General features: G+C 72.3%; 10 protein-coding genes. 6 read left to right on the top strand and 4 right to left on the bottom strand.

Annotation, left to right across the window (positions count from 1 at the left end; all coding sequences use genetic code 11):
* On the top strand, positions 1 to 1,394 hold a 1,394-nt coding region (locus ACZ4XJ_RS33505), incomplete at its 5' end, for a hypothetical protein (RefSeq protein WP_468498366.1).
* 54 nt (positions 1,395 to 1,448) lie between these two features.
* On the opposite strand, the gene ACZ4XJ_RS33500 is transcribed toward ACZ4XJ_RS33505, so the two are convergent.
* A complete protein-coding gene (locus ACZ4XJ_RS33500; RefSeq protein WP_468498365.1) occupies positions 1,449 to 2,807 on the bottom strand; it encodes an ABC transporter substrate-binding protein in 1,359 nt (452 codons plus the stop codon).
* A 185-nt stretch (positions 2,808 to 2,992) separates the two neighbouring features.
* Here ACZ4XJ_RS33500 and ACZ4XJ_RS33495 point away from each other — a divergent pair, with 185 nt between their 5' ends.
* Both ACZ4XJ_RS33495 and purU read left to right on the top strand, forming a co-directional pair.
* Entirely contained in the window at positions 2,993 to 3,439 is a 447-nt protein-coding gene (locus tag ACZ4XJ_RS33495; protein WP_362879530.1) for an SCO4402 family protein, read from the top strand.
* A gap of 14 nt (positions 3,440 to 3,453) precedes the next feature.
* Entirely contained in the window at positions 3,454 to 4,326 is an 873-nt protein-coding gene (purU, locus tag ACZ4XJ_RS33490) for a formyltetrahydrofolate deformylase (RefSeq protein WP_468498364.1), read from the top strand.
* Between the two features lie 68 nt (positions 4,327 to 4,394).
* Here the strand turns inward: purU and ACZ4XJ_RS33485 are convergent, their stop codons facing one another.
* Positions 4,395 to 5,654: a maleylpyruvate isomerase N-terminal domain-containing protein gene (locus tag ACZ4XJ_RS33485; RefSeq protein ID WP_362879486.1), complete on the bottom strand. Its 1,260-nt coding sequence runs from the start codon at positions 5,652 to 5,654 to the stop codon at positions 4,395 to 4,397.
* Positions 5,651 to 6,229, bottom strand: a complete 579-nt coding sequence (locus ACZ4XJ_RS33480) for a sigma-70 family RNA polymerase sigma factor (protein ID WP_281211046.1) — start codon at positions 6,227 to 6,229, stop codon at positions 5,651 to 5,653. Before ACZ4XJ_RS33480 ends, ACZ4XJ_RS33485 begins: the two co-directional genes overlap by 4 nt.
* A 319-nt stretch (positions 6,230 to 6,548) precedes the next feature.
* On the opposite strand from ACZ4XJ_RS33480, the gene ACZ4XJ_RS33475 reads away from it, so the two are divergent.
* Entirely contained in the window at positions 6,549 to 7,064 is a 516-nt protein-coding gene (locus ACZ4XJ_RS33475) for an EF-hand domain-containing protein (protein WP_362879484.1), read from the top strand.
* Between the two features lie 111 nt (positions 7,065 to 7,175).
* Here ACZ4XJ_RS33475 and ACZ4XJ_RS33470 read toward each other — a convergent pair whose 3' ends face one another.
* Positions 7,176 to 8,723 (bottom strand): AMP-binding protein, encoded by a 1,548-nt coding sequence (locus ACZ4XJ_RS33470; protein ID WP_468498363.1) that lies wholly within the window; start codon positions 8,721 to 8,723, stop codon positions 7,176 to 7,178.
* Between the two features lie 136 nt (positions 8,724 to 8,859).
* Between ACZ4XJ_RS33470 and ACZ4XJ_RS33465 the strand changes: the two genes are divergently transcribed.
* The gene (locus ACZ4XJ_RS33465) at positions 8,860 to 10,077 is read left to right on the top strand and encodes an amidohydrolase family protein (protein WP_362879480.1); all 1,218 of its coding nucleotides are present in this window, start codon (positions 8,860 to 8,862) and stop codon (positions 10,075 to 10,077) included.
* Positions 10,077 to 11,231, top strand: coding sequence for an acyl-CoA dehydrogenase (locus ACZ4XJ_RS33460; protein ID WP_468498362.1), 1,155 nt, complete (start codon positions 10,077 to 10,079; stop codon positions 11,229 to 11,231). The genes ACZ4XJ_RS33465 and ACZ4XJ_RS33460 overlap by 1 nt, the downstream gene beginning before the upstream one ends.
* Position 11,232 lies beyond the last annotated feature (1 nt).

Below are 11,232 nucleotides of genomic sequence, written 5' to 3'. Positions count from 1 at the left end.
AGTCGGGCGCCGGTGAGGACGCGACGCAGTACATCGCGCCGGTCCCGGCCCACCCGGGCGAGGACGCGACGCAGTTCATCCCGCCGGTCCCGGCCCGGTCGGGCGCCGGTGAGGACGCGACGCAGTACATCGCGCCGGTCCCGGCCCACCCGGGCGAGGACGCGACGCAGTTCATCCCGCCCGTGCCGGCCCAGTCGGGCGCCGGTGAGGACGCGACGCAGTACATCGCGCCGGTCCCGGCCCACCCGGGCGAGGACGCGACGCAGTTCATCCCGCCGGTCCCGGCCCAGCAGGGTGCCGGTGAGGACGCGACGCAGTACATCGCGCCCGTGCCGGCCCAGTCGGGCGCCGGTGAGGACGCCACGCAGTTCATCCCGCCCGTGCCCGCGCAGGGCGCCGACGACGCGACCCAGTTGATCCCGCCCGTGCCGCCGGGCCCCGCGCCCAACGCGGCCGAGGGTTTCGACGGGTTGTTCCGCGGCGAGGCCGACACGGCCGGGCACACCCAGCAGCTGCCGCCCGTCCGGGAGCCGGTGGCCCGGCCCGCGACCCGGCGGAGGGCCGCTCCGCCCCCGGCCGGCCCGCCTCCGGCCGCCGCGCAGCAGTTCGCCCCGGGCCGCCCCCACCCCGGGCAGCCGCCGCGGCAACAGCAGCAGTACGCGCCCCCGCCGCCGCCCCCGCCGGCCCCGAACCGGATTCCGCCGGCGGTCATCGCCGCCGCGGTCGTCGGGCTGGCCGTGGCCGGGCTGGGCGTCGGCGCGCTGCTCGGCGACGGCAAGGCGCAGAACAACGACCCGGGTGCGGTCGAGGCGCCCGCCTCGACCGGCGCGTCCGCCTCCGCCGCCGGCGGCGAGGCACCGGTCGACCCGGCCCGTCCGCAGGCCGTCCAGCTCGACAAGCTGCTCGCCGACAGCAACGACAGCCGCGCCGCGGTGATCAAGGCCGTCGAGGACATCAAGGTCTGCAAGAACCTGGACCAGGCGTCCCTGGACCTGCGGGACGCGGCCCGGCAGCGCGACGGGCTCGTCACCCGGCTCCAGGAGCTCAAAGTGGACAAGCTCCCGGACCACGCGAAGCTCACGGCCTCCCTCAACAAGGCCTGGAAGGCGTCGGCGGACGCCGACAACAGCTACGCGGACTGGGCCGACGACGTCGCCGCGGACGCGGGCGGCCGTGACGACAAGAACGACAAGGACGACAAGAACGACAAGGGCAACAGGGACAACGAGGACGGCAAGGGCTGCAAGGACGGCAAGGCCGTCCCCACCGACAACGCGGCCGACGGCAACCGCTCCAGCGGCGAGGCGACGAAGTCCAAGGAGTCGGCGGCGGCCCTGTGGAACCGGATCGCCGCCAAGTACGGCCTCACCCAACGCGACAAGTCCCAGCTGTGACCCGTCCCGCGGGCGGGCGGGCGCGGGAGCTGACCGGCTCCGCCGGGCCCCGCGTCACGTCGAGCGGGGGGCGCTTTCGAGGGTCGGGGTCATGTCCTGGGGCTGTTCGCCGGGCTGGGCGACGAGTCGGCCCGCCTGGACGATCTGGAAGGTGACCCGGCCGTTGACCAGGCGCGGGAAGCCGGCGACGGCCCGCATGTCCTGGTAGCGCCAGCTCAGGTCGGGGGTCAGGCCGCCCGTCGGGACGCTCTGGGACTGGTTCAGGGCCCGGGCCAGCTTTCGCGCCGTGATCTCCTCGTCGCCCTCGAAGCGCTTCACGACCTCGTTCAGCACGGTGTACGCGATCCAGGTGGTCTGCGCCCCGCTGTCGTCGGGGTCCACGGTGTCGTCGCCGAAGGCCTGCTCGGAGATCACCTTGCGCATCGGCGCCCACAGCGGGTCCGTCGACACCGGGTACCAGCTGGTGAGGTACGCGCCTTCGAAGGGGCTCTCCTTGCCGCCGGTGCGGTCCACCAGGGCCTGGCTGACGCTGCCCAGGACGGAGGAGATCTGCGGGTTGCGGTGCTGGCCGTCGATGCGGCGGAAGGCGTCGAAGAAGGTCTCGGTGCGCTCGCCCAGGACCGCCGTCACGCACTGCTTGTTGTCCTTCGCCTCCTTCGCCTCCTTCCCGTCCTTGGCGTCCTTGGCGTCCTTCGCGACCGGGGTGCCGGCCGGGGTGCCCGACGGGGCGGGCGCGGTGGGACCGTTCAGGGCCTCGCGGGCCTGGGGCGTGAAGTCGGCGGAGTCCTCGGCGGCCCGGATGTCGGCGGCGTCGGCCATCTTGTTGGCCTTCAGCCCGGCGTTGAGCAGCACCGGCATGGTGTCGCCGGCGAGGGTGTCGGGCCGGACCAGGGACACCTGCGCGCAGGCCTTGCCCAGCTGGTGCCCGGCGCCGGCCAGCAGGACCGGCTGGCCGCCGTTGACCGGGTAGGACAGGGTGCTCTGGAACTCCTCGGCGGAGACCCCGTAGCCACCGATGAAGGGGATGCCCTCGGCCTCCAGCGGGGCCATGAAGGCGCGTCCGTGCTGGCTGTAGGAGCCGACGACGGCGACGGCCTTCTCGGAGATCGCCTTGCGGGCGCAGTCGGCGGCGCCCGTCGGGGTGTTCTTCTCGTTGCAGGTCAGTACGCGCAGTTTGCGGCCGTTGATGCCGCCGTTGGCGTTGACCCAGCTCTCGTACGCCTTGGCCATGCCGGGCATTCCGGGCATGTTGGTGGCTTTGGTGTCGATGGGGGCGAACGTCATGACCGTGATGGTGTCCCCGGATCCGCCCGGGCCCCCCGAAACCACTCCGCACGCGGTGGTGAGACACGCGCCCATCGTCGCCGCAAGCAGGGTGCGGGAGAGGGGGGTTGAGCTTCGCCGACTGGTCATGTCCAGCGACCATTCCGCTCCACGGGGAACTCGATGCTGAGGTGTACATAACATCCGGTGACGTCGAGGTGAATTACCGGGTGCGGGCGCCGCAAGATCGCGTGCACGGTGAACGTACGATCGAAAGCGTGACATTCGCCCAAGGTTCGAAGAACTCTTCCCGCCGCGGCGGCCGCTCCTCCACCATGGGCGGCATGCCCCTCAACGACATGCCGTGGTGGCGCTGGCGCAGCAACGTGCGCTCGGCGCTGCACATGCTTTCCGACCCGCTGTTCCAGGAAGAGGTCTGGCTGGCCGGTGCCGCCGGGTACGGGGACGTCACCGACGCCGTGTACCGGCTCGTCGAGGACACCTGGCTCGACAGCTGGTCCGCCGACCGGTACGTCGGCACGATCTTCCGCGACGCGCAGGAGGCGGCCGCGGTCGACCTCGCCGTGCTGCGGGTGCTGCGGATCCTGCACCAGGTCGGACCGGACGCGCCCGTCTCCGTCTACCTGGAGCACCCCTCGTGGCCGGAGGCCGTACGGGCCGCCCGGCAGGCCCACGTACGGATGACCGCGGCGGACGGGGAGGACCCGGACGCCCGGCCCAGCTCCGTGGACGTTCTGAGGAGCCTCACCCGCGCGGTGTGAAAGGCTATGCGGTCATGAGCGATCCGCAGCCCGAGGCGCAGCCCCAGTACGTCCTGACCGTGTCCTGCCCCGACAAGCAGGGCATCGTCCACGCCGTGTCGAGTTACCTCTTCATGACCGGCTGCAACATCGTGGACAGCCAGCAGTTCGGCGACCGGGAGACCGGCCTCTTCTTCATGCGGGTGCACTTCGAGTCCGAGCCGGGGCTGACGGTCGACAAGCTGCGCGCGAGCTTCGCCGCGATCGGCGAGTCCTTCCGGATGGACTGGCAGATCCACCGCTCCGACGAGCGCATGAAGATCGTGCTGATGGTCTCGAAGTTCGGCCACTGCCTGAACGACCTGCTGTTCCGGTCGAGCATCGGCGCGCTCCCGGTGGAGATCGCCGCGGTGGTCTCGAACCACACCGACTTCGCGGAACTCGTCGGATCGTACGACGTCCCGTTCGTTCACATCCCGGTGACCAAGGACACGAAGGCGGCCGCCGAGGCGCGGCTGTTGGAGCTCCTGCGGGAGAAGGAGGTCGAGCTGGTCGTCCTCGCCCGCTACATGCAGGTGCTGTCGGACACCCTGTGCAAGGAGCTGAGCGGGCGGATCATCAACATCCACCACTCGTTCCTGCCGAGCTTCAAGGGCGCCAAGCCGTACCACCAGGCGCACGCGCGCGGTGTGAAGCTGATCGGCGCGACCGCCCACTACGTGACGGCCGACCTCGACGAGGGCCCGATCATCGAGCAGGAGGTCGAGCGGGTCGGCCACGAGGTGACCCCCGACCAGCTCGTCGCCATCGGCCGCGACGTCGAGTGCCAGGCGCTGGCCCGCGCGGTGAAGTGGCACAGCGAACACCGGGTGCTGCTGAACGGCTCCCGCACGGTCGTCTTCGCCTGAGCCGTAGTTCGGTGCACCCGCGTCCTGCGACGCCCCCCCCGGCCGGTCCGGCCGGGGGTACCGCCCCGCTACAGGCGGCTGAGCGACGCGGCGGCGAACAGGACGTCGCGGATCGCCTCGCGGTCCCCGATCTGGCCCACCGCTGCCTCCTCCGGCGAGATGTGACCGGCGGCGAGTTGGCAGAACTCCAGGCCGTCCAGCGCCACCTCGGCCACCGTGTGCTCCCGCGAGGGCTTCGCGGCCGGCGAGTCCAGGGCGATGTCCCAACCACCGCCGCCCGCGCCCTCGATCTGCAGGTGCAGGGTCCGCCCCGGCGCTCCCGCCGCGACCAGCCCGCGCGCCGGAGCCGCCAGTCCCGACCGGCGCCGGCCCGCGAGCGCGCCCGGCAGCAGCCGCGCCGCGAGGTCGATCATCCGGTGCAGGTCCGGGCCCGACGGCGGCTCGTACGGGTAGTCCACCGCCTCCGCTATGTCCCAGGCGTGCACCCAGCACTCGAAGGCCCGCTCCAGGAACGCGTCACCCAACGGCAGCGCGAACCCGCCGTAGTCCACGCCCAGCTCGGCCACGCCCCGACCCGCGAAGGACACCGTACGGACCAGGGTGTGCCCCTGCTCCCGCCACGGCTCGCGGACCTGGCGGGTGGTCGGGTACGGGGAGGAGCTCCAGAAGTGCTCGGTACGGCCCGTGGGGCCGCCCGGCGGGGCCTGGGGCCCCAGCGGATCGTCCAGGCCGAGCGCGGTGGCGACGAGTCCGTCCACCGTCAGCAGGTGACCGATCACGCCCGCCACCGTCGTGCGGCGGGAGCGGCGCTGTTCCTCCTCGAACCACTTCAGCCGCACCGGGGTGTGCCACTCGGAGTCGCCGAAGTCCCGCAGCAGCGCGTCGAGCCGCGCCGTCTCGGTGTCGTACGGGTTCGCCCACACCGGCACCGGGATCCGCGCCGGGCGCTTGCCCAGGCAGTCCTCCAGCACCCGGGAACGCAGCAGCGGCTTGAGGTCCAGGCTCTCCTCGGGGTGCAGCAGCCCGACCGCGTCGCGCAGCCGCAGCGCCTCCTCGGCGCAGGGCGCGCACTCCGTGAGGTGGTCCTCCACGGCCTGCGTCTCCTCGACGGAACACGCGGCGAGCGCCCACGCCCCGAGCAGGGACTTCAGCACGCCGTGCGAGGGCGGCTCCGGGACGGGCGCCCGCGGGGCCTCGTCCACGGGCGGCGGCAGCGGGTGCGGCGGACGCAGGTCGTCGCCCGCCGCCCGCGGACCGGGTATCCGCGCCGAACCGCCCGCCGGGCGCTCGTAGGCGTCGTCGGGGATGTCTTCGGAGGGGCCGGTCATCGGGGTGTTCCGTATTCGCGTGAGCCGTATCCGGGCGGGGCGGGGTCCTCGCGGGGGAGGACGTTGGCGGTCGACAGCAGTTGGAGGCCCAGGCGCAGCCGGCGCCGCGCCTCGTCCTCGCTGATCTGCAGGTCGGCGGCGGCCTGCCGGTAGTCGCGGCGCTTGAAGTAGGCCAGTTCCAGGGCGGCCCGCAGCGGGGCGGGCATCGAGGTGACGATGTAGTCGGCGCGGGCGGCGGCGTTCGCGCTGCGGACCTTCTGCTCCAGCTCCTCCCGGGAGCCGCGGCCCAGTTCGGCCTGGCGCAATCGGGCCACCGCCTGGCCCTGGGTGATGCGGGCGACCCAGGACCGCATGGAGCCCTGCTTCGGGTCGTAGGCGTCCGGGTTCTCCCAGATGTACCCGAAGACCTCGCGGGTGATCCGGTCGGCCGCCTTCTCGTCGCCCAGCACCCGGTGCGCCAGACTGTGCACGAGCGAGGCGAACCGGTCGTACAGCTCGCCGAGCGCCGCCGCCTCGCCGCGGGCCAGGCGTTGCTGCATGCGTCGGTCCCAGCGCGGTGGAACGTCCTTCGCCATGGTGCCCCCTGCCGTGTGTCGACCCGTCGAATGTAGTCCGCACCCCAGGGAACGCGCCTGTTTTGGCGCAAGCCCGCCCTGGAAGGGTGGACCGCGTGCTAGTGCTGTGACCGGAAGGGTCCACCGGGTCGCGGCGTTGACGGCGTGACACCTACCCCGCGATGGCACACGCATACGCGCCCCACCGCGCTCCCCGTGCGCGGGTTCGATGCGGCCGGCTGCTTGACCGCTTCGCTTAACGCTCGGGCCACTGAGGGCTTACGCTCCTGCCTTGTCTTGAACTGCACCCCATCGCACACGTGAAGGCGGAACGCCGACTATGGACAGCGCAGAATACGAGCGCAAGATCGCCGCCCGATTCGCCACCTTCGACCAGGACGGGTCCGGCTATATCGACCGGGAGGACTTCAGTACGGCCGCGAGGGCGGTGCTGGCCGAATTCGGCACCACCGCGCGGTCGGACAAGGGCCAGGCCGTGTTCATCGGTGCCGAGGCCTTCTGGCAGGGCATGGCCGGGATCGCCGATGTGGACGGCGACCAGCGGGTGTCCCGCGAGGAGTTCGTCACCGGTGCCGCGAAGCGGCTGCGGGACAACCCGGCCCGGTTCGCGGAGATCGCCCGGCCGTTCCTCGCCGCCGTGATCGCCGTCGCCGACGAGGATGGCGCCGGCGCGAGCCCGGCGGCGGCGACCCGCGTCCTGCGTGTCCTCGGCACCCCGACCGAACTGGCCGACCAGGTCGCGGCGGCGCTGGACGCGGACGGCGACGGCCGGATCACCGAGGACGAGATCCTGGCGGCGTTCGCGGGCTACTGCGGGGTGGACCCGGACGCGTAGGGCGCACCTCGCCCCACCCGGCGCGGCACCTCGCCGCGCCGCGCCCCGCCGCGTCCGGGCGGCGGGGCCGGCGCAACGACCCGGCGGGGCGGACGCCGCGCTCAAGGCGGGTCAGGCGTAGCGCTCGCGGAGCTTGTACTTCAGGACCTTGCGCAGGGCGTCGTTGCGGGGGAGCGCGTCGGTCAGCTCCAACTGCTCGGGCAGTTTGTGCGGGGCCAGCCCCTGCGCGCGCAGGTACGCGGTCAGTTGGGGCAGGGTCAACAGGGCGGCTCCAGGGGGTTGTTCGACGACGGCGCAGACGCGTTCGCCGCGTTCGGGGTCGGGCAGACCGATGACGGCGACGTCGCCGACGGCCGGCAGCGCGTGCAGCAGGTCCTCGATCTCCTTCGCCGAGATGTTCTCCCCCTTGCGGATGATCACGTCCTTGCTGCGGCCGGTGAGGACGAGGTGGCCGTCGGCGGTCAGCCGGCCGAGGTCGCCGGTGATCAGGTAGCCGTCGGCGTCGAAGGTCCCGTCGGTGTCCGCGCGGCCCAGGTAGCCCTGGCAGACGGCCTCGCCGCGCAGGCGCACCTCGCCGTCCGTGCCGGTGGGCAGTGGATCGCCGGCCGGGGTGGTGATGCGGATGGACATGCCGGCCGGGGGGCGGCCCTCGGTGGTGGCGAGGTTCTCCGGGGTGTCGTCGGGCGCCCCCATGGTGATCATGGGGACTTCGGTCATGCCGTAGCCGTGGGTGAGCTGGCAGCCCAGTTCGCGGACCACCGCGTGGTAGATCTCGGGGGGCTTGGGGGCGCCGCCGCCGGCGAGCAGTCGCAGGCTCGGGATGAGCTTGGTCCCGGGGTCCTTGCGCTGCTCGGTGAGGAACATGGAGTAGAAGGCGGTGGAGCCGCCCGCGACGGTGACCCGGTGGCGGCGGTAACCGTCCAGGGCGTCCGGCATGGCGAACTTCTCGAAGAGCACCGCCGGGAACCCGTACAGCAGCAGCATCACCGTGTAGTCGGGGCCCGCTATGTGCGCGAACGGGAAGGCCATCGAGCCGACGTCGGCGGGGGTCAGGCGCAGCGCGTCGGCGAGGCAGGAGCCGCCGGCGATCAGGGAGCGGTCGGTGTGCAGGACGCCCTTGGGGTCGGAGGTGGTCCCCGAGGTCCAGTAGATCCAGCGTACGGAGGTGCCGTCGCCGGGCGGTGGGGGCAGTACGGCCGGGTCGCCGTCGGGGAGGTCCGCGTAGGCGTCGAAGACCCCGCGCGCGCCGAGCCGGGCCGCCATCGCGGCGTGGTCGAAGCCGCGCCAGGTGCCGGGGACGGCGAAGAACTCGGCCTTGGACTCGCGCAGGGCGAAGCCGACCTCGCGATCCCGGTAGAAGGGGATGACGGGCGACTGGACGGCGCCGAGCCGGGCCAGGGCGAGCGAGAGCAGCACCGTTTCGATGCGGGTCGGCAGTTGCCAGGCGACGACGGTGCCGGGGCGCACGCCCATGGCGTACAGGCCCGCGGCGACGCGTTCGGAGCGGTCGCGCAGGGCGCCGAAGGTGAGCGTGCGGTCGTCGGCGGGGCGGTCGGCGGCCTCGATGAGCACCGGGCCGTCGGGGGTGAGCGCGGCCCGGCGGGCGACCAGCTCCCACAGGGTCCGGGACCGGCTCAGTTCCGTCGCGGTGTCCGTCATCCCGGACCTCCCTCGATAGATTTCTGACGGATAGTCAGGTCTGGCGCAGAGCGTAGGGCGCCGGCGCTTGCCGGTCCAGAGCCGGCGGGGCTAGCTTGTTTCTGACGATCCATCAGATTGGGCGATTGGGGAGACCATGGAATCGGAACTGCCTCGGATCATCAGCGTCGACGACCACGTGATCGAACCCGCCCACCTCTTCGACGTCTGGCTGCCCGCCAAGTACCGCGACCGCGGTCCCCGTCCGCTCACCGCCGGCATCGGCGAACTCCAGTACACCGGCGGCAAGTACGTCATCACCATGGACCCCGACGGCCCCCCGACCGACTGGTGGATCTACGAGGACCTCAAGTTCCCGTACAAGCGCAACATCGCCGCCGTCGGCTTCGACCGCGACGACATGACCCTGGAGGGCATCACCCGCGAGGAGATGCGCCGCGGCTGCTGGGACCCCAGGGCCCGCCTCGCCGACATGGACCTCAACCACGTCGAGGCCTCCCTCTGCTTCCCCACCTTCCCCCGTTTCTGCGGCCAGACCTTCGCCGAGGCCCACGACAAGGAGGTCGCCCTCGCCTGCGTGCGCGCCTACAACGACTGGATGGTCGAGGAATGGTGCGGCGACAGCGGCGGCCGGCTCATCCCGCTGTGCATCATCCCGCTCTGGGACATCGACCTCGCCGTCGCCGAGATCCACCGCAACGCCGCCCGCGGAGTGCGCGCCGTCACCTTCTCCGAGATCCCCACCCACCTGGGCCTGCCGTCCATCCACTCCGGCTACTGGGACCCCTTCTTCGCCGCCTGCCAGGACACCGGCACCGTCGTCAACATGCACATCGGGTCCTCGTCCCAGATGCCCGCCGCCTCCCCCGACGCGCCGCCCGCCGTCCAGGCCTCCCTCAGCTTCAACAACGCCATGGCCTCGATGATGGACTTCCTCTTCAGCGGCGTCCTCGTCAAGTTCCCCACCCTCACGCTCGCCTACAGCGAAGGCCAGATGGGCTGGATCCCGTACGCCCTGGAACGCGCCGACGACGTCTGGCGCGAACACCGCGCCTGGGGCGGCGTCAAGGACCTCATCCCCGAGCCGCCGTCCACGTACTACTACCGGCAGATCTACTGCTGCTTCTTCCGCGACAAGCACGGCATCGCCTCGCTCGACGTCGTCGGCCGCGACAACGCCACCTTCGAGACCGACTACCCGCACGTCGACTCGACCTTCCCGCACACCAAGGAGGTCGCCCTCGACCACGTCCGGGGACTCGACGACGAGACCGTCTGGAAGCTGATGCGCGGCAACGCCATCCGCATGCTCGGCCTGCCCCTGGACCTCGACCGGCCCCGCCAGGGCCGCTGATGGACCTCACCCACACCGAAGAGGAACAGGACTTCCGGGCACGCCTGCGCGAATGGCTCGGCAAGACCCTGCCCGAACTCCCCGCCAAACCCTCCCCGGACGACTGGCCCGGCCGCCGCGCCTACGACCTGGGCTGGCAGCGCCGGCTGTACGACGCCGGCTGGGCGGGCCTGCACTGGCCCGTCGACGCCGGAGGCCGCGGCGCCACCCCCACCCAGCACCTGATCTTCCTGGAGGAGACCGAACGAGCCGGCGCCCCGTACGTCGGCGCCAACTTCGTCGGACTCCTCCACGCCGGCCCCACCATCGCCGCCGAGGGCACCCCCGAACAACGCGCCCGCTGGCTGCCGCCCGTCCTGCGCGGCGACGAGGTCTGGTGCCAGGGCTTCAGCGAACCCGACGCCGGATCCGACCTCGCCGCCCTGCGCACCCGGGCCGTCCGCGACGGCGACGAGTACGTCATCACCGGCTCCAAGATCTGGACCTCGCACGCCGAGGTCGCCGACTGGTGCGAACTCCTCGTCCGCACCGACCCCCGGGCCCCCAAACACCGCGGGATCAGCTGGCTCGCCCTGCCGATGGACACCCCCGGCGTGAGCGTCCGCCCGCTGCGCACCCTCGCCGGATCGACGGAGTTCGCGGAGGTCTTCCTCGACGAGGTCCGAGTCCCCGTCGGCAACCGGGTCGGCGCCGAGAACGACGGCTGGCGCGTCACCATGGTCACCCTGTCCTTCGAACGCGGCACGGCCTTCGTCGGCGAGGTCGTCGCCTGCCGCCGCACCCTCGGCCGGCTCGCCCGCACCGCCAAGGCCAACGGACGCTGGGACGACCCCGTGCTGCGCCGCACCCTGGGCCGACTGCACGGCGAGTTCGGCGCCCTGTGGCGGCTCACCCAGTGGAACGTCGGCGAGGCGCAGCGCTCCGGCGGCGTCCCCGGCGTCGGCGGCAGCGTCTTCAAGCTCGCCTACTCGCACGCCCGCCAGGAGCTGTACGAGGCCGCCGCGCAGGTCCTCGGACCGGACTCCCTCGTCCTGGACGAGGAATGGGTCCTGGACCGGCTCTCGTCCCTCTCGTACACGATCGCGGCGGGCACCTCGCAGATCCAGCGCAACATCGTCGCCGAGCGGATCCTCGGCCTCCCGAAGGGACCGTGAA

It is taken from the genome of Streptomyces sp. NPDC029836, assembly GCF_055574495.1.
The sequence above is the reverse complement of the archived record's forward strand: the minus strand, read 5'-3'. Positions and strand labels throughout refer to the sequence as shown.